15 protein-coding genes are annotated in these 18,731 nt (G+C 40.8%); 9 read left to right on the forward strand and 6 right to left on the reverse strand.

Features of this window, described 5'->3' with window-relative positions; translation table 11 throughout:
- Nucleotides 1–28: 28 nt before the first annotated feature.
- The 3 genes from B9T36_RS14430 to B9T36_RS14440 all read right to left on the reverse strand — a co-directional run bounded on the left by B9T36_RS14430 (nucleotide 29) and on the right by B9T36_RS14440 (nucleotide 4,919).
- Nucleotides 29–1,012, reverse strand: coding sequence for an ion transporter (locus B9T36_RS14430; RefSeq protein ID WP_086210164.1), 984 nt, complete (start codon nucleotides 1,010–1,012; stop codon nucleotides 29–31).
- Between the two features lie 101 nt (nucleotides 1,013–1,113).
- On the reverse strand, nucleotides 1,114–2,829 hold the full coding sequence (locus B9T36_RS14435) for an AAA family ATPase (protein ID WP_086210165.1): 1,716 nt from the start codon (nucleotides 2,827–2,829) through the stop codon (nucleotides 1,114–1,116).
- A gap of 116 nt (nucleotides 2,830–2,945) precedes the next feature.
- On the reverse strand, nucleotides 2,946–4,919 hold the full coding sequence (locus B9T36_RS14440; RefSeq protein WP_086210166.1) for a hypothetical protein: 1,974 nt from the start codon (nucleotides 4,917–4,919) through the stop codon (nucleotides 2,946–2,948).
- A gap of 238 nt (nucleotides 4,920–5,157) precedes the next feature.
- Between B9T36_RS14440 and mdh the strand changes: the two genes are divergently transcribed.
- Complete coding sequence (gene mdh, locus B9T36_RS14445; protein ID WP_086210167.1) at nucleotides 5,158–6,369, forward strand: iron-dependent methanol dehydrogenase; 1,212 nt, start codon at nucleotides 5,158–5,160, stop codon at nucleotides 6,367–6,369.
- Nucleotides 6,370–6,561: 192 nt separating this feature from the next.
- Nucleotides 6,562–7,533: an alpha/beta hydrolase gene (locus tag B9T36_RS14450; RefSeq protein ID WP_086210168.1), complete on the forward strand. Its 972-nt coding sequence runs from the start codon at nucleotides 6,562–6,564 to the stop codon at nucleotides 7,531–7,533.
- A 45-nt stretch (nucleotides 7,534–7,578) separates the two neighbouring features.
- On the opposite strand, the gene B9T36_RS14455 is transcribed toward B9T36_RS14450, so the two are convergent.
- Nucleotides 7,579–8,754 (reverse strand): helix-turn-helix domain-containing protein, encoded by a 1,176-nt coding sequence (locus tag B9T36_RS14455; protein ID WP_086210169.1) that lies wholly within the window; start codon nucleotides 8,752–8,754, stop codon nucleotides 7,579–7,581.
- A 198-nt stretch (nucleotides 8,755–8,952) separates the two neighbouring features.
- Between B9T36_RS14455 and B9T36_RS14460 the strand changes: the two genes are divergently transcribed.
- From B9T36_RS14460 to eutC, 4 genes are all read left to right on the forward strand, one after another.
- Nucleotides 8,953–10,464 (forward strand): aldehyde dehydrogenase family protein, encoded by a 1,512-nt coding sequence (locus B9T36_RS14460; protein WP_086210170.1) that lies wholly within the window; start codon nucleotides 8,953–8,955, stop codon nucleotides 10,462–10,464.
- 281 nt (nucleotides 10,465–10,745) lie between these two features.
- Entirely contained in the window at nucleotides 10,746–12,188 is a 1,443-nt protein-coding gene (gene eat, locus B9T36_RS14470; protein ID WP_086210172.1) for an ethanolamine permease, read from the forward strand.
- A 14-nt stretch (nucleotides 12,189–12,202) separates the two neighbouring features.
- Complete coding sequence (locus B9T36_RS14475) at nucleotides 12,203–13,588, forward strand: ethanolamine ammonia-lyase subunit EutB (protein WP_086210173.1); 1,386 nt, start codon at nucleotides 12,203–12,205, stop codon at nucleotides 13,586–13,588.
- Between the two features lie 10 nt (nucleotides 13,589–13,598).
- A complete protein-coding gene (eutC, locus tag B9T36_RS14480) occupies nucleotides 13,599–14,414 on the forward strand; it encodes an ethanolamine ammonia-lyase subunit EutC (protein ID WP_086210174.1) in 816 nt (271 codons plus the stop codon).
- A 49-nt stretch (nucleotides 14,415–14,463) separates the two neighbouring features.
- Here the strand turns inward: eutC and B9T36_RS14485 are convergent, their stop codons facing one another.
- Nucleotides 14,464–15,054 carry a 2-hydroxychromene-2-carboxylate isomerase gene (locus B9T36_RS14485; RefSeq protein ID WP_086210242.1) on the reverse strand — a complete coding sequence of 197 codons (591 nt, stop codon included), beginning with the start codon at nucleotides 15,052–15,054 and terminating at the stop codon, nucleotides 14,464–14,466.
- 11 nt (nucleotides 15,055–15,065) lie between these two features.
- Nucleotides 15,066–15,833 (reverse strand): SDR family oxidoreductase, encoded by a 768-nt coding sequence (locus B9T36_RS14490; RefSeq protein WP_086210175.1) that lies wholly within the window; start codon nucleotides 15,831–15,833, stop codon nucleotides 15,066–15,068.
- A gap of 94 nt (nucleotides 15,834–15,927) precedes the next feature.
- Here B9T36_RS14490 and B9T36_RS14495 point away from each other — a divergent pair, with 94 nt between their 5' ends.
- From B9T36_RS14495 to B9T36_RS14505, 3 genes are all read left to right on the forward strand, one after another.
- Nucleotides 15,928–16,500 carry a TetR/AcrR family transcriptional regulator gene (locus B9T36_RS14495; RefSeq protein ID WP_086210176.1) on the forward strand — a complete coding sequence of 191 codons (573 nt, stop codon included), beginning with the start codon at nucleotides 15,928–15,930 and terminating at the stop codon, nucleotides 16,498–16,500.
- A gap of 106 nt (nucleotides 16,501–16,606) precedes the next feature.
- The gene (locus B9T36_RS14500) at nucleotides 16,607–17,326 is read left to right on the forward strand and encodes a glutamine amidotransferase (protein ID WP_086210177.1); all 720 of its coding nucleotides are present in this window, start codon (nucleotides 16,607–16,609) and stop codon (nucleotides 17,324–17,326) included.
- 563 nt (nucleotides 17,327–17,889) lie between these two features.
- Nucleotides 17,890–18,543 carry a flagellar biosynthesis protein gene (locus tag B9T36_RS14505; RefSeq protein WP_086210243.1) on the forward strand — a complete coding sequence of 218 codons (654 nt, stop codon included), beginning with the start codon at nucleotides 17,890–17,892 and terminating at the stop codon, nucleotides 18,541–18,543.
- Nucleotides 18,544–18,731 lie beyond the last annotated feature (188 nt).

An 18,731-nucleotide genomic window follows, 5' to 3' on the forward strand; every position in this document is an offset into this window, starting at 1 on the left:
GTTGATACACATGCCTCTTTACACCGATTTATTCAGGTAGCTTCTTCCCACAATGTGGACAATACGCATACTGATCACGCTCTTGTTTTAATGACTCTTCTTTTTGCTCACGTATAAGCTGCAAAATAATATCTTGTGTTTGTTCTTTGGTCAGTCCAACCTCTTTACGAACTTCCTCAATTTTCTCTGTTTCTAGGACAAAGTCAATGTCGCTATTCTGGATTAACTCTCGAAATCTGAGTTCTAGTTGTTCTTTGCGCTGCTCTAGTTCATTGGCCAAACCATTTGCCAAGATACCTGCGGGTAATGCTGCTAAACCTACACCTAAAATAGTAATGATCGCACCCAAGAAACGTCCTAGCGGTGTAATAGGTGTCACATCGCCATATCCTACGGTGGTCAGTGTAACCACAGCCCACCACATGGAAGCTGGAATAGAGCTGAAAACCTCAGGTTGTGCCTGACTTTCAATCAAATACACCCCCGCAGCTGCCATAATGATCATAATCATTAAAATGAAAATAACCGCTTGAAATGAGCCTTTTTCGCGCTCAATGACCCTCAATAGAATTTGTAGAGAGACAAAGTAGCGGGTTAACTTGAGAAGTCGAAGCAAACGAACGATTCTTAAAAAACGTAAATCGAACTGAACAAAGAAGTTTAAATATGCAGGTAAAATCGCCAAGAGGTCGATAATTGCCCCACCACTTTTGACCCAATTTAGGCGGTTTTTCCAATCCGACTCAAAACTATTAGCTTCAGCAATTGACCAAAAACGTAAGAGATATTCAATCGTAAAAACGATGATCGAGAAGATTTCAAAATAATAAAAAAAGTCCTGATACAACACATAGTACTTCTGTACCGACTCCAACAGCACAGCAGCAGCATTACTCATAATCAGTACAATGAGGAAATAGTTCAGCCCTCGGCTTAAGGGTGTCTCATAGTCTTCATTATGCAAATTGTTATAAACAAATTTGCGTAACATGTACCAAGCTGTCAATTTCATTACGATTTTACGTTATTCTTATCCCTTAAAATTCAGTTTAACCGAACTTAACAGCAAAGTAAGTAAGAAATTTCGGTATGAATCGTACAACTGCGGCAGCATTATTCAATATAGAGTAAGGCCAAGCGCACTTGGTCATAGCCCATACGCGGATTGGTTAACTCTACAATCGGACGTAGTTTAATTGCGCCATCTTCACTAAAGTGTTCAGCTTGCTGACGTTTCATGAGACGTTTATAAATCTTTCGCACTTGCTCTACCACTTCTTCGCCTGGATGAGCTACAGAAATGTCTAAGCCCTGTTCTTTATGTAGCTTCGCCAAATGGTTGATAATCGTTGCAGCCGTCAACCCTCGCTCTTGGGCGATATCGGCAATTTCATAACCACCTTCAAAAAGTTCACGTGTTTCATCGAGTGTTGCAGAAGCATAGTTGGCTTTACCTGCATTACGGGCAATTTTCTTTTCATTACGCTCAATCTCAACTTCATTGAGCGTTCCGCCACAGTGACGAATAAAGGCCTTGTGTTGTGGCTCTAGATCAATGACCTCAAAGTGTGTTTCGGCTTCATCGGAAAGTTCTTGGAAACGTCGATCTGCTTTAATGGCAAGACTGTCTAGCTCTAAGGCTTGTTCATTAAAACCCAGTAGTCTTAAACCATCCAAAGTCTTTAACCGTGACAAAGCCACATAGCCCTGTCCTTTTTCAAAAGTATGGCTCAGGTTAATTTCTGCTGCTGCTAAAGTCATGCCTTGAGATTTGTGAATGGTGATGGCCCACGCTAAGCGCAATGGAATCTGCTGAAAACTGGCAATGGTTTTACCTGCATCATTGTCCACCGACCATGTTTCAGGCTCAACCACCAGTACTGTACCATCAGTCAGTTTTACTTTTGGTAAGACTCCGAAATCATCATCTTCTTCAAAGCCAACCACCTCACCCAAACTACCGTTAATATACCCCACGTCAAAGTTGTTCTTTACAAACATCACTTTGGCATTTTTCTTGAGAGTGAGGTTTTCAGGTGCGCGCACAGACGACTTTAACGTTTCAATAAGCTTGTCATTGCCATCACACACCGCCTCAAACTGACGACCTTCATTTTCAATTTCATTCAAATGTTTGAAGTTGATGGTGTCCACGTCCATATTATGGGTGTATAAACGTGTGAATGTTTCACCAATATCCTGCTGACGTGTGGCTTGTAAAGCTTGCAAATGCTCGGAGCGGATCGTTTGGCTACGGATAGCATTTAAAATATCGTTGAGGTAGTCATTGCCCTGACGGTGCTGCTCGGTCAAATAGCACACACGAAACTTGGCTTCCACCCAAGCATCAGACATAAAACAGAACTTATCGCGATTACGTTCTTCATTTTTCCCCACGGGCGGTAACTGGAAAAAATCCCCTGCAACAATGACCTGAATTCCACCAAATGGTTCTTCACTTTCTTTAAAGAATTTTAAAACTTTATTGACCAAATTGAGCTGTTTCGCATGTAGCATCGAAATTTCATCAATAATTAACACTTGGGCATTTTCTAAATGCTCTTTTAAATATTTACGTTCTTTCATGCGTTTGAGTTCATCTTCCCCTAACGCATCTTTAATACCTATACCAGCCCAAGTATGAATCGTCATACCATTCATATGTGTTGCAGCTATACCTGTAGAGGCTGTGATCGCCACAGGCACTTTACGGGCTTTTAAGTAATTAATGTATTGGTTCAATGTATAGGTTTTTCCTGCACCAGCGGAACCAGTTAAAAAGACATTTTCGCCCGCTTTTAGAAGTTTGAGTGCAGTTTCTTGCTTCATAAGACCTATACCATTGATGAACGGCTATAGCCTACCGAGTTTTTGCTAAAAAGTTAAGCAGATCTCGTCATATAGAAGTTCTTGTGCGACAAATTAAGTCGAGTGTTGTTGAAATTTTAACAGCCCTTTTGTCGTTCTTGGTTGAGCATCGCAATAAACTGCTCTGCCACTAACACATCGTCAGGAAGTGCCTTTTGGTTGTTTGGATATTCCAACTGATCAAATAACAACTGTCCCGCGATATAATAGCAGCCAAGTGTTAAGTGGCGCTGTGCATCAGTATGACTCATATGAAAGGCCACGTATTCATTGACAATAATTCGTTCAGCAAAGCTTGCCGCTAAACAATGTCTAAACCGACGAGACTCTGCGATGATGCGATCAATATCTTTAAGCTCCTCAAATACCCAACTTTCAATAAAATAATAAGCTTCATGACTGATCGGTTGCCATGACACATGGCCGACTTTCCGTTTCAGTTCAGCAAGTAACTCTTGGCTATGTAATTGATCATGCCATTGCACAGCCTGATGAAATAGGCCATTCCATGTGACATTTTTTAAAACATCCTTTTGCGTCTCGAAATGTTCAGGTAAATAATCTCGGACATAAGCATCAAACACCGCAACCCGCAATGGCGGATGATTCAGATAAAAAAGTTGTCTAAAGCTTTCGATAGGCAGTTTGTACTGCTGCAATTGGCGATAAAAATCACGATGTTGTTGGTTTTCTTCACTGAAATAAATCACTAATTCAGCAGGTAGTTTTTGTGCAATTTTATCTAAATGCTGAATGTAAGCCTGCATGACTCGACTCAATTTTGTATAAACTTTTTTACCCCATTCGGGTTGCTGCTGTACTACACGGTGCAGTAGTTCTAACCATTCATCCAAATACAAAATCGACGGGCTGATTGCTATACGCTGATCATCCATATCTTGGCGTCTATTTTTTAAGACGACATGCTGGTTGGCTTCCAACTCAAACCATTGCTGTTCTATAGCATGTTCATAACAGCTTTGGATAAACAAACGTGCTGCAACATGCTGAAAGTACCTTAAAGCTACTAAAATAATTTCAGGATGATAAGACTGTGTATCCAAATAACTCAAAGCAGTCACAGCAACACGTACACTACTATGTTGAATGTTGTGGCTAACCCAGTCTGTCACGACAGCTTTTTGTTTGAATAACCAATTCACTGTACGTTTTTCATCGAAAATAGGGAGTTTAGCAACTTTTTTTTGCCAAACTTTAGTCTGCACCTCTAAAAAATGTTGCTTTGCCAGCAAATCAGGCAATGACCAAAGATCACGATTCATTAAACGTGCAAAACCCAACAGTTCAGGCTGCTCTTTCGCATGCGGATACAACAAATAAATATCATGCCCATGATCTATCAGCTCTTGTAAACAAAAACGTTCAGGAAATGCTGTTTCTACGATGCGATAAACATGTGGTTCTAGAAATTGCTTGGCACTAAAACACAGCTCATCATAACTATGCATCAAGGACTGAATAGGCAGAATATCCTCTGCTTGATCTGCATCTAAGTAACATAACTGCTCAAGTAAAGTCAGCAAATTGTTATCCGTTGCTGAAAGTTCTATTCTGCCCATATATTTACACAGTTGCTGAAAGAGCTCTGCATGGCTGTGCTCTATTTCAGTCAAAATCGTTTGGATCCGGCTTAGCCCCCCAACCACAACAAAAACCTGTTGCAATAACAACTGGCGTAACTGTTTTACTTTATTACGTAAATACAAAGAATGCTGTGGAGTCTGCTCACCCACCCAGAAGACAATGTCATGTAAACAAAACTCTTCAAGTGATTCAGCGTAGTGCCCCTTATACATAAACTGTGGGACACAAATCGTTTTGTTTTCGGTCGGTGGATAGAACTGAATATGAAAGCAATGGTTTAAAATTTGAATCTGGCGTTGCTTTGCATCAATCCCCAAAACATTGTGCACACTGAGCGTGGAGAGAAACATAGACTGCTCATGATAAAGCTGCTGAACACTCGGAACAACTTGCCTTAACACGACGGCAAAGTTTTGATATTGCTTAATCCTATCGTTTCTGTCCACAGTGAATCCTCATCGAATTTGGCGACGTTCATCCCGCTTCAAAACCAATATAAACAATTCCACACATGCAGGCTATGCCTTTTCATCATAGCTATTTTTTCGATTTAGAATCAGTATTTTCCATTTCCTTACGCATGGTAGGTATTTGGTAGGTACACAAGTTTTTTGAATCATTCGATACTCTAAAAACGGTAATGAGCACCGATAACAACATAAATATGGTAGAAGGAATCGCACCATGGCTTTTAAAAATATTGCAGATCAAACGAACGGTTTTTATATCCCTTGTGTTTCACTGTTTGGCCCAGGCTGTGCCAAAGAAATTGGTGGTAAAGCACAAAACCTCGGTGCGAAGAAAGCACTGATCGTAACCGATGCTGGCTTATTCAAATTTGGCGTAGCAGACACCATCGCAGGATATCTCAAAGATGCTGGTGTTGATAGTCATATCTTCCCAGGTGCGGAACCAAACCCAACTGACATTAACGTACATAACGGTGTAACTGCTTATAATGAGCAAGGTTGTGACTTTATCGTGTCTTTAGGCGGTGGTTCGTCTCATGACTGCGCAAAAGGTATTGGGCTTGTCACTGCTGGTGGTGGTCATATTCGTGACTACGAAGGGATTGATAAAAGCACCGTTCCAATGACTCCTCTGATTGCAATCAACACAACAGCAGGTACAGCTTCAGAAATGACGCGTTTCTGTATTATTACCAATACAGATACTCATGTAAAAATGGCGATTGTAGACTGGCGCTGTACTCCTCTTATTGCAATTGATGATCCTAAACTGATGATTGCAAAACCTGCAAGCTTAACAGCAGCAACAGGTATGGATGCATTAACACATGCGGTAGAGGCTTATGTATCAACAGCTGCTAACCCAATTACCGATGCTTGTGCCGAGAAAGCCATTTCGATGATCAGTGAGTGGTTAAGCCCAGCCGTTGCAAACGGTGAGAACCTTGAAGCACGTGATGCCATGAGTTATGCACAATACTTAGCAGGTATGGCATTTAACAATGCATCTCTAGGTTATGTTCATGCAATGGCACACCAACTTGGTGGTTTCTATAACCTACCACACGGTGTATGTAACGCAGTTTTACTGCCACATGTATGTGAGTTCAACTTAATTGCCTGCCCTGATCGTTATGCACGTATTGCAGAACTGATGGGAGTCAACACCGCAGGTTTAACTGTGACAGAAGCTGGCTATGCTGCCATTGATGCGATTCGTGAATTATCTGCATCTATTGGTATTCCATCAAGCTTGTCTGAACTGGGTGTAAAAGAACAAGATTTGGGCATTATGTCTGAAAACGCGCAAAAAGATGCCTGCATGCTGACTAACCCTCGTAAAGCAACCCATGCTCAAGTGGTTGACATCTTTAAAGCGGCGCTCAAATCAAGTGCTTCAGTAGTAGATTTTAAAGCGGCTGTCTAAGTTCTCTCCTTAACACTTTGTTTGCTTTGACAATTTAAGTGGAATGAAACAGACGTCCATACTGTTTCATTCGGGTAAGCCTAATCCTTGCTTACCTTTGCACTTAAATTGTCTTTTTTTATTTGTGGTTGACAAAAATTCTGACTTCATCAAGGATAAGGGAACTCATGACAATAACAACCAGAGTGAACTATGTCAGCACTACAAAACCCGCTTGCGTATCAACCAGATGTCCTTGGTGAAGACTACGAACAACTCAAACTCAGTTTTGCTAATGACTACGAAGGTGAAGTTTGCGCAACTCTCATTCGTAAAAAAGCCACGCAAACCACAACCAAAGCAGTGCTGTATATTCATGGATTTATTGACTACTTCTTCCAAACAGAAATGGCTGAACAGTTCAATCAGCATGGTTACGACTTTTACGCACTTGATTTAAGAAAATATGGTCGCTCCCGTTTAAGCCACCAAAACTACTACAATGTCCGTGATCTGCGCGAATATGACGATGAAATTACTCAAGCTCTTGAGATTATTGGTGCTGAAGGTCATCTTTCTGTTGTACTGGCAGGACACTCGACTGGCGGTTTGATTACCACACTATATGCAGCGCACCATCCACAACACCCTCTAATCAAAGCGCTATGGGCCAACAGTCCTTTTTATGATTTTAATATGCATCCAATTAAACGCAAACTTGGCGTGCCACAACTCAGCCGACTTGCAAAGCATTTCCCAGACTTAAAATTTCCAAGTGAACTGAATAAATGGTATGTACCAAGCCTACATCAGAGTGAACACGGCGAGTGGAACTTTGATTTGCAGTGGAAACAACCAAGTTATTCTATGGTTCGCATCAGTTTTGTCCGTGCCATCCATGAAGCGCAAAAAGAAATTCATTGTGGCGGTTTAAAGCTTTCTGTTCCTGCACTGATTATGCATTCACATCAAACACTCAACCCAAAAAAATGGGGCGTAGCTGCACAAACCAGTGATGTAATTTTAGATGTCAAAGACATTGAAAAACAGGCGAAAAATCTACAAGGTGACATCTGTGTCGAGACCATTCAAAATGGTTTACACGACTTAGTCTTATCTGCACCAGATGTTCGTGCCGAAGTCTATACCAAGTTATTTCAGTGGCTAGAACAAAAGAAGATTTAATCGCAAAATTTTTATTAACCTATTCCATAACTCAAATCAAAACTATTAAATTTTGTATTTCTCAAGTAGCTGATGCGCCGGGTGTCCACTCGGTGTCAGCTCAATAAGTCGTTCAACAGCATCAATTGCTTCTGGGTAGCGTGCTACATGCTTAAAGAGCATATCAGTTTCATTGGCTTTAAAAATCGCGCTACTTAAACGTGACTCCAAACAGTCGCGCCATGCGCAAAGAAACGGACTTTCTGTTTTAGGCAATAACACACCTGAGCAAAGCTTTAAAGCCGTCTCGATATATGCAGCATCTAATGCCTGCTCTGCTTGTAGGAAATCTGCTTCTATATGCGCCAAAATTCGGTAAGGACGAGATCCCAACATTCCCCCCAACAAATCCCTTAATTGCGACATTTCTGCTTTAAGTGTGCCTATACTCACTTTTCGCTCACCATATAAAGCCTGATGTAAGGTATCTAAAGTCATACCTTGTGGACATAGCGCTAAAATAGTCAGAATTTCAATTTGACGTGGTGTGAGCACCATCACTTTGCCATTAAAAAGCACTTGTGGCACACCAAAAGCACGAATATACAGTTGTTGACGCTGGTATTCCAATAATGCTGTTTGAATGATAGATGCACAGCGCTCTGCTGCCAGTAAACCAAGGCTATTATGATTTTTCCATGTGGTCGATAAATCAATTACCCCCAAAACATGTTTTGAATAGGGGTCGATGATTGGTGCTGCATAGCAAACCCAATCATGGATGGAACTCATATAATGTTCATTAGAAAACACACAACTCGATTGTTGGGTTTTAAGTGACAATGCCAATGCATTAGTCCCCACCAACTCCTCTCTCCACTGCCCGCCTTCTACAAAATGTACACTTTCCGCAGCATTACGCATTTGCTTACTTGAAGCACTCCAAATAATCGTACTACCAATATCACCCACAGCAACGACCATTGAGGACTGCTGTGCAATATGCTTGAGCTCATCCGCGCAGTAACTTAAAGCATGTTGTAATGCTGAACCTTGTGACATCGAACCTTCAGAAATGGGCGCTGCAAAACGATCCTTAGGAATCTCTGCCGAATTAGAACGCTGCCACGAACTTGCAATGCTTTTTCCGAGCTGTTCAGCTTGTACCGTCGAAATACTGCTGCTGGTTCTAAGCTTTTCTATTTCTTGTCTTTTCTGTATTAAATGTTGCATTGCCATCATTCCTTATTCTCAAAACAATTCCTGATACACATCCACTGTATTGCATGGTTGTAAACATTTGTCGGAAGCTTGTAAACCTGCATCCTTCCAACCTTTTTCCAACCTTATATTAGGTATGCTACTTAAATATTGTACTGATGTACCTTATACCAAAGCTGTAGATGCTTTTAAAAAATCAATAAGCAAAGGAACTTCAATATGCGCTACGTAGACCCTAACCAACCTGGTTCAAAAGTAGAATTTAAAGCACAGTATGAAAACTTTATTGGTGGCGAGTGGGTTGCTCCAATAAAAGGTGAATACTTTGAAAATATCTCTCCTGTCGACGGTAAAGCCTTTACTAAAATCCCACGTTCATCTGCTGAAGATATTGAGCTTGCTCTCGATGCTGCACACAAAGCTAAAGCACAATGGAATAAATCTTCTCCAACTACACGTTCTAATTTACTCCTTAAAATTGCTGATCGTCTAGAGGAAAATCTAGAGAAATTGGCTGTAGCTGAAACTTGGGATAACGGTAAACCAGTACGTGAAACCTTAGCTGCAGATATTCCACTTGCAATTGATCATTTCCGATATTTTGCAAGTTGTATTCGTGCACAAGAAGGTGGTATTTCTGAAATTGATGAAGACACTATTGCCTATCACTTCCACGAGCCATTAGGTGTTGTGGGACAAATTATTCCATGGAACTTCCCAATTTTAATGGCAACATGGAAAATTGCTCCAGCCCTTGCAGCAGGTAACTGTATTGTTCTTAAACCAGCTGAGCAAACGCCTGTAAGTATTTTAGTCTTGGTTGAACTGATTCAAGACTTACTCCCACCAGGTATTTTAAACATTGTAAATGGTTATGGAGTTGAAGTAGGCCGTCCACTTGCAACTAACCCACGTATTGCAAAAATTGCATTCACAGGCTCAACCGCTGTTGGGCAAATGATTATGCAGTATGCAACTGAAAATATTATTCCAGTAACTTTAGAGCTTGGTGGTAAATCTCCTAACATCTTCTTTGAAGATATTATGGATCAAGACGATGATTATCTTGACAAAGCGCTTGAAGGCTTTGCTATGTTTGCGTTGAACCAAGGTGAGATTTGTACTTGCCCTTCACGTGCATTAGTTCAAGAAAGCATAGCCGATAAATTCTTGGAAAAAGCAATTGAACGTGTCAAACGCATCAAAACAGGTCACCCACTAGACACTGAAACGATGATTGGTGCACAAGCTTCTTTAGAACAACAAGAGAAAATTTTAGGCTGTATCGCAACAGGACGTAATGAAGGTGCTCAATTACTGACGGGTGGTAGTGAACGTAATGAAGTGGGTACAGGTTTCTATATCGAACCAACCATTTTCAAAGGCACAAACGACATGAAAATTTTCCAAGAGGAAATTTTTGGACCAGTGCTTTCGGTTACAACGTTCAAAGACTTTGATGATGCGATTAAAATTGCAAATGACACCATTTACGGTCTAGGTGCAGGAGTATGGTCACGTTCTGCTCATACGTCTTATCGCGCGGGTCGTGCAATTGAAGCGGGTCGTGTTTGGACCAACTGTTATCATATCTACCCTGCGCATGCGGCATTTGGTGGTTACAAAAAATCTGGCATTGGTCGTGAAAACCACAAAATGATGCTTGATCATTACCAACAAACTAAAAACTTGCTTGTAAGCTATGCCACTAAGCCAATGGGCTTCTTCTAAGCATAAATATATTTGTGCATGATGTGTTTAGGGTGATTCGTTACCCTAAACACCTTCAACCTTCAACCTTCAACCTTCAACCTTCAACCTTCAACCTTCAACCTTCAACCTTCAACCTTCAACCTTCAACCTTCAACCTTCAACCTTCAACCTTCAAAAATAATAATTTATCTCTGCGTTACACACAAAATTAGACAGGATGTCTGATTGCTTGGTACTGAAATTGCTTAAACATTGTATGAACCAAGCCATCTATAAAAACTTAAGATATGGAGCTTCCTATGACAGACTCTCCGCTTAAAGATTCAATATCTTTATCAACACAAACAGTGCAAACTTCTGACGATTATTTTGAAAAAAGACAACTTAAACAAGGTGCTGTCGGCTGGCTACTTTTAGTCGGTTTAGGCGTGGCTTATGTCATTTCTGGTGACTTTGCAGGCTGGAACTTCGGTTTAGCTCAAGGTGGCTGGGGCGGTATGTTCATTGCAACAGTCGTAGTTGCCATTATGTATCTATGTATGTGCCTTGCCATGTCTGAAATGGCGACCATGCTTCCCACAGCTGGTGGAGGTTATAGTTTCGCCCGCACAGCTTTCGGCCCCTTAGGCGGTTATCTCACAGGTACTGCAATTTTAATCGAGTACGCCATCGCACCTGCTGCTATTGCCTGCTTTATTGGTGCTTACTGTGAATCATTATTTGGTATCGGTGGATGGATCATCTATTTGATCTGCTATCTGATTTTTATGGGCATTCATCTCAAAGGTGCGGGTGAGGCACTGAAAATCATCTTTGTGATTACCGCAGTTGCTGCTGTGGCCTTATTTGTATTTTTCGTCGCAATGGCACCCCATTTCAACAGTGCCAATCTGTTTAATATTGCTCAAACTGAAAATATTGGGGCAAGCAATTTCTTACCTATGGGCTATATTGGGATATGGGCTGCCGTGCCTTATGCAATTTGGTTCTTCTTAGCCGTTGAGGGTGTACCACTTGCAGCAGAAGAAGCTAAAGATCCATCTAAATCACTCCCGCGTGGTTTAATCGGTTCCATGCTTATCCTTGCTGCATTTGCCATGCTCATTTTGTTTCTTGGTGTTGGAGCAGCTGGTGCAGATCAATTAAAAGAATCAGGTGCCCCATTGGTCGATGCACTTGTTGCAGTCTATGGACCAAATACGTGGCTTGCTAGTTTTGTCAATTTTGTGGGTTTGGCTGGCTTAATTGCAAGTTTCTTCTCTATTATCTACGCCTATTCACGCCAAATTTTTGCATTATCTCGTGCAGGTTATTTACCGACATCCCTGTCACTCACAAATAAAAATAAAGCACCTTATTTAGCCATTATCATCCCTGGCATCATTGGCTTTTTACTGTCGCTAACTGGTGAAGGTGATCTACTTATTTTAATGGCCGTGTTTGGTGCGACTATTTCCTATGTTTTAATGATGCTGTCCCACATCAAACTCCGCATCAGTCGCCCTGAACTACCACGCCCATACAAAACACCAGGTGGCATTGCGACTTCATCTATTGCCTTAATTTTAGCCAGTATCGCAGTAATTGCAGGCTTTGTGGTCGACCCTAAAGTTTGGTTTATGGCGGCTGGTATCTATGTGGTATTTATTGCTTACTTCATCTTTTATAGTCGGCATAAACTGGTGCAAGGAACACCTGAAGAAGAGTTTGAAAATATTCGCAAGGCTGAGCAAGAATTATAAGAGGACCTTTCAAAATGGCTTATAAAACTTTGATTGGACATCAACATTATGTTTTTAATGACTTAAAAACGCTTATGGCAAAGGCAACACCATTGCGATCGGGAGATCAATTGGCAGGTGTTGCAGCTGAACATGCAACGGAACGTGTTGCTGCACAAATGGCTTTGGCAGAGGTTCCACTCAAACAATTTTTAACTGAAGCATTAATTGACTATGAACAAGATGAAATCACACGCTTAATCATTGATGAGCACCGTAGTGATTTATTTGCCCCTATTTCACATTTCACTGTAGGTGACTTTCGCAACTGGTTGCTCAGTGCAGATGCAAGCACAGAAAAGTTACAGCAACTTGCCTTAGGTTTAACACCTGAAATGGTAGCCGCTGTCAGTAAAATTATGCGTAATCAAGACTTGATTTTGGTGGCCAGCAAATGTGAAGTCATCACCCAATTTCGCAACACCATCGGTTTAAAAGGGCATCTTTCCACTCGTTTGCAACCCAATCACCCTACAGATGATCTCTTGGGGATATCGGCCAGTATTTTGGACGGACTGATGTATGGCAATGGTGATGCAGTCATAGGGATTAACCCCGCAACGGATAACCTCCAAAATTTATCAGAGCTCTTAAAACTCCTCGATCATATTATTCAAGAGCATCAAATTCCAACCCAATCCTGTGTGCTAACCCATATCAGTTCAGGCATTCAACTGGCTGAAAAAAATGTGCCGATTGACCTGATGTTTCAATCTATTGCAGGAACTCAACTTGCCAACGACGGCTTCGGGATTAATCTTGAGTTACTCCGTGAAGGTTATGAAGCGACACTCGCTTTGAAACGCGGCACTGTGGGACAAAACGTGATGTACTTTGAAACGGGTCAAGGCAGTGCTTTATCCAGCAATGCCCATCACGGCGTTGATCAACAAACCATAGAAGTTCGCGCTTATGCAGTCGCACGTAAATTTAACCCTCTGTTGGTCAATACCGTGGTTGGATTTATTGGTCCAGAATATTTATACAATGGCAAACAAATTATCCGAGCAGGTTTAGAAGATCATTTTTGTGGCAAGCTTCTCGGCTTACCAATGGGATGTGACATTTGCTATACCAACCATGCCGATGCTGACCAAAATGACATGGATGTATTACTCACCCTCTTTGGTGCAGCAGGGTTGAACTTTATTATGGGCATTCCAGGTTCAGACGATGTCATGCTGAACTATCAAACCACATCGTTTCATGATGCCTTGTATTTAAGACAGCTTCTGGGTCTAAAAGCCGCACCTGAATTTGATACGTGGCTCGCCGAACAAGGGATTTTTAAACAACAGCAACAATACATTCAGTGGCCTGAACACATGCCACCTCAGTTTGAAAAACTTTTACATATATAAGGAGCAACCTATGTCACTTGTTCCTCTCGAAAACTATCAATCCGAACAGCATCAGGATGTTTGGGAAAATCTTAAAAAATTTACCGATGCACGAATTGCAATCGGACGTGCAGGTTGTAGTATTCCTACGCATGAAATGCTGAAATTCCAACTGGCCCATGCTGAAGCACAGGATGCAGTACATCAAGCTTTAGATGTCGATCTATTGGTCTCTAGTTTTAAAAACCAAAGTTTGGATAGTTTAACCGTACATAGCCAAGCCGAAGACAAGCAGGAATATCTAAAACGTCCAGATCTAGGGCGTTTGCTTAATAGTGAATCCTATCGTGGCTTACAAACATTTAAAGCAAGTAACCCACAAGCTTATGATGTTTGTATTGTGATTGGGGATGGTCTTTCTGCACGTGCAATTGAAGAAAATGCCGTACCGTTTATTCAGCACCTCATCCCACATTTGCAAGCTGAGCATTGGTCTATTGCTCCTATCGTTATTGCAACAGGCAGCCGAGTTGCTTTGGGTGACCAAGTTGCCGAATGCCTACACGCTACAATGTTGGTCATGCTGATTGGAGAACGCCCTGGTCTCAGCTCACCAGACAGCATGGGGATTTATTACACATGGAAAGCTAGTACTGGTACCCTAGACGCAAAAAGAAACTGTATTTCTAATGTTCGTCCTGCGGGTTTAAGTATTCTAATTGCAACACAACGGCTAATGTCACTCATGCGTGGTTCAAAAAAACTTGGCTATTCTGGGGTTGAGCTAAAAGACGAACACGAAATGGTGAGTCTGGACACTGCGCATACCCCTAAACGTTTATTTTAATTCTGAAGCAGATTAGCCATTACTTTGGCTAATCTGCTCTCTATCTAACTTACTTTTGCAGTGCTTGCTCAACAAAATGTAAGCGATCTTGTCCCCAGTACATCTCATCCCGCACAAAGAATGTCGGTGCACCGAAAATGCCCCGTTGAATGGCCAGTTCCGTTTCAGTGATCAGTTTTTGCTTCACCACATCCGACTGAACCATACTCATGATGTCATCTACAGAAAAGCCACTTGGTTTTAACACCTCTGCTAAGACAGCAGGTTCATTAAGGTTTTTGGGTGTACCAAACATCGCATCGAATAAAAGTTTTAAAACTTGCTCAAACTTTTCTAAATGCAACAATTGAACGCCTGTCAAAATACGCATCAAGGTTAAAGTATTCATGGGAAAATGTGGGTTCATTTGCATGGGAATGCCGTAATAATCCGCCCAACGCTGCATATCTAACATGGAATAAATACCTTTACTCGGGATCTCTATCGGACTTCTATTCCCTGTCTCCTTAAATACGCCACCCAATAAAATAGGTTTATATATGATTTGAAAACTTTGTTGCTCGGCCATTTGCCGTAACCGATAGTAGGCCAAATAACTATACGGGCTGCCCAAGTCAAAATAAAATTCTACGGTTTTCATGCTTTGTCCTTTTACCACGTTTCCATCCAAGGTCTTAAATCCAACTCATGCGTCCATGCATCACGCGGTTGCTGCGACAAATGCCAATAATTTTCTGCAATATGTACAGGGTTTAAAATGCCATCCTGCTCTTTACGTGCATACAACTCCGGGAAAGTGTCTTTGATGAAGTCTGTATCAATTGCACCATCAACCACCACATGGGCTACATGAATATTTTTAGGTCCCAATTCACGCGCCATACTTTGGGCTAAAGCACGTAATGCATGCTTTGCACCTGCAAAAGCGGCAAAGTTTGCTGCACCTCTTATTCCTGCGGTTGCCCCTGTGAAGATAATGCTCCCTCGCTCCCGCAGTACCATTCGCTTCGCTACTTCACGCCCTGTCAAAAATGCACCGAAGCATGCCATCTCCCAAATTTTAAAATACTTACGTGCAGTTTCTTCTAAAATACTACACGGCACATTCGCCCCAATGTTAAACACCAAAACATCAATTTCACCAATATTGGCTTCAATTTCTTCCACCAAAGCAATGACTTGATCTTCTTTACGTGCATCGGAAGCGAAACCATACGCAATCCCCCCTTCAGCTTCTATTTCTGCAATTAAGGGCTGGAGCTTTTCGGCATTTCTTCGCGTCATACAGCTAATATAACCGCCACGGGCAAAACGTTTTGCAATTTCCCCCCCTGTTGCATCGCCTGCACCAATCACCAATGCCACTTTCTTTTTAGCTTCGGTCAATTGCGACTGTTGTTCTTGCTGTGTTCTATCCATAAATATTTCCCTTTTATAAAATAACGATCGTTATTATAACGATCACTATGTTATAGTTTTCAAAATCAGTCAATAATATTTTGATGAAATCACTATGCGCTACAAAACAGGCTATAAAGAAGAAAAACGTAAAGAGTTACTTAAAATCAGTGGCCAACTGGCCAAAAAACAAGGTTTTGCCAGTACTGGTGTCGATAGCTTTATGCAAGCCGCTCAAATGACCAGCGGCGCTTTTTATTCACATTTTTCGTCAAAACACGAATTATTTGAAGCACTCATTGAGTCAGAGCTACAACACAGTTTTCAGGCATGGCAAGCCAATCCTCATGAAAAACTATCTGACTGGATTGATTTTGAACTAGATCGCTATTTAGCTTTCTCTCATGTCCTGCGCCCAGATCATGGTTGTGTCATTCCCGCCTTGGCAACAGAAGTTGCACGTAGTAGCGAAAGCACAAAACAATGCTTTCAACAGGAAATGCTTCGTGGTCATGCTTTATTTACACAGCATCTGGGCAGTGAAACACAAGCTTGGGCTGTACTGTGCCAACTGGTCGGAGCTATTGTCATGGCACGCAGCATGGCTGATGAACATTTACAACATGAGATCTTAAACTCAAGTAAATGGATGATTAAAAATATGTTGCAACTTAAACAAAGTGAATGATTCCATTTGTCGTGTTTTTCTACATATTTTCTTCGTTCTTGACTTCAACTTCGGCTCATTTCCCTGTACATTTTTAGGCTCCTTAGTACCAATAAACGAGCCTGTCATGACTGTATTACCTGATACTATTTACGCCATTCAGCATCTTGCGTTTGAAGATCTAGGCGCATGGGAAGATGTGTTATATCAATTGGGTTATCGGGTACGATATTTTGAAGCAGGTAAAGATGACTTAGCTAAAGCATTAAGTTATGACGGTTTAACCGTCATCTTAGGTGGCCCTATCGGGGTGTATGAAACCGAAGACTACCCATTTCTACAACAAGAAATAGACCTACTGAAAGTGCGTTTAGAAAAAAATTTACCCACTTTAGGCATTTGCCTCGGTGCACAGTTAATCGCACATGCTTTGGGTGCAAAAGTGTATGCAGGTCATAGTAAAGAAATTGGCTGGAGTCAGTTACAGCTCCATACTCTTGAGCATAATCCATTACAAGCACTTGAAGGAACTGAAGTCCTGCATTGGCATGGAGATACGTTTGAACTCCCTGCGCAGGCTGAACTTTTAGCCAGCTCAGAGGTTTATCCTAACCAAGCGTTTCGTGTAGGCAAAAACATTCTCGGTTTACAGTTCCACCCTGAAGTCGCCACCGATGGTTTAGAAAAATGGTTGATCGGGCATACCGCAGAGCTGCGCCAAGCACGGATTAATATTCCAGCCCTACGTGCAGACAATCTACGTTTTGCAGCACCCTTAGAGCAAGTCTCAGGTCAGGTTATAGCAACGTACATGCAACAGCTGGTTGAAGTGAAAACTGCTTCTTAATACAAATGAAAACGAGTTCAAACTTTATAGAGTATAGTGATACCTTACCCATTCTTTTAGTATTGCTTATCTGACATGCTATAAAAAAGCACCTCTGAACTCTTTCTAGTAGGTGCTTTTTTAAAATATATCACTTATTTTTTAACCCTATTGGGCTACGGTGTGAGCTCAATATTCAAAGCACATATTTTCATCTTTCTCAAAATAAAAAGAGTAACTAAGTTAGTTATAAATATACAGCTCCAGAAAAATATAGTGATATTTCAGATAAGAATAAAATCAAAGCATCGAATGGCAAGAATATGTAGAAAATCTTACAAATAAATAAAGTATTATTTATAAAGTCCAATGATTTTCAACTAGGGGCATATAAAGAAGTTCTTATTAGCAGGCGCTCTTTCAATTCAAACACAGAACTCTAGACTTTATATTTTAATATTCAACGACAATTAATAATTTAACAAATGAGAATAATTCTCTTTCATTTTATGGGTTATTTCTTTATATTTATCCCGTTTTTCCAACTATATAAATATTTAGGGGTACTAGTGAAACACTCTTTCATAATTCTTACTTTGGGGCTGTTAATAACTACACTTTCTGGTTGTGCAACATCTCGTGGACTGATTCAAGTCCCTACACCTCATAATCCTACATCTTATCAAGAAGTAGCAAATTCTAAAAAAGTAGTGATTGCACTCGTTGAAGATGACCGAACTTTCGAAGATAAACCTGCAACTGCCGACATCCCATCTTTAAAAGATGGCTTGGCTAAGGCAACTGAAGCAGATAAAGCAAAAGCTGTTGCTCGTAAAAGAAATGGATATGGAAAAGCTTTAGGCGATATTTTGTTAGAAAAAGAAACTGTCTCAGAATTATTACAAAAACGTACTACCCTCGCTCTCGAACGATCTGGGTATGTAGTTCTTGAAAATAATGAAACTAACCGAGCAAATGCCGACTTTGTTCTCAACATTAAAATCAATAAGTTTTGGTCATGGTTCCAACCAGGATTTGCATCCATCAAAATCCATTCTGAAATTGACACAGATATTAGCAATACAAAAAATTTAGCTGCTGAACCTGTTCATGTTTACAGTAAAGTAGTTAAATCTGCACAAGTTGCCAATGGCACCAAATGGATTGAAAATATTGACAATGTCCTAAATGACTACGAAACCAAATTAATATCATCCTTAACAAAAGTAACGCCATAACAGCTTAATTCATATATCCAAGTATAATTTAGATGAATAAAGCCCTAAAAAAGGCTTTATTCATCCACATATTTGGTTTTAAGATAACCCCAAAAGAATCAAACATTGCAAGCCGTAAAGATTAATCAATAAATCAGCTACTCACTTTTATTTTTCTATCATAATGGGTGGGTGTGTCAGATTAATCT

It is taken from the genome of Acinetobacter sp. ANC 4204, assembly GCF_002135205.1.
GTDB lineage: Bacteria > Pseudomonadota > Gammaproteobacteria > Pseudomonadales > Moraxellaceae > Acinetobacter.

Excerpts from the sequence above, each read along its gene's own strand:
- B9T36_RS14430 (WP_086210164.1), bottom strand. The coding sequence starts at position 1,012 with ATGAAATTGACAGCTTGGTACATGTTACGCAAATTTGTTTATAACAAT.
- B9T36_RS14435 (WP_086210165.1), bottom strand. The coding sequence starts at position 2,829 with ATGAAGCAAGAAACTGCACTCAAACTTCTAAAAGCGGGCGAAAATGTC.
- mdh (WP_086210167.1), top strand. The coding sequence starts at position 5,158 with ATGGCTTTTAAAAATATTGCAGATCAAACGAACGGTTTTTATATCCCT.
- B9T36_RS14450 (WP_086210168.1), top strand. The coding sequence starts at position 6,562 with ATGTCAGCACTACAAAACCCGCTTGCGTATCAACCAGATGTCCTTGGT.
- B9T36_RS14455 (WP_086210169.1), bottom strand. The coding sequence starts at position 8,754 with ATGATGGCAATGCAACATTTAATACAGAAAAGACAAGAAATAGAAAAG.
- B9T36_RS14460 (WP_086210170.1), top strand. The coding sequence starts at position 8,953 with ATGCGCTACGTAGACCCTAACCAACCTGGTTCAAAAGTAGAATTTAAA.
- eat (WP_086210172.1), top strand. The coding sequence starts at position 10,746 with ATGACAGACTCTCCGCTTAAAGATTCAATATCTTTATCAACACAAACA.
- B9T36_RS14475 (WP_086210173.1), top strand. The coding sequence starts at position 12,203 with ATGGCTTATAAAACTTTGATTGGACATCAACATTATGTTTTTAATGAC.
- eutC (WP_086210174.1), top strand. The coding sequence starts at position 13,599 with ATGTCACTTGTTCCTCTCGAAAACTATCAATCCGAACAGCATCAGGAT.
- B9T36_RS14485 (WP_086210242.1), bottom strand. The coding sequence starts at position 15,054 with ATGAAAACCGTAGAATTTTATTTTGACTTGGGCAGCCCGTATAGTTAT.
- B9T36_RS14490 (WP_086210175.1), bottom strand. The coding sequence starts at position 15,833 with ATGGATAGAACACAGCAAGAACAACAGTCGCAATTGACCGAAGCTAAA.
- B9T36_RS14495 (WP_086210176.1), top strand. The coding sequence starts at position 15,928 with ATGCGCTACAAAACAGGCTATAAAGAAGAAAAACGTAAAGAGTTACTT.
- B9T36_RS14500 (WP_086210177.1), top strand. The coding sequence starts at position 16,607 with ATGACTGTATTACCTGATACTATTTACGCCATTCAGCATCTTGCGTTT.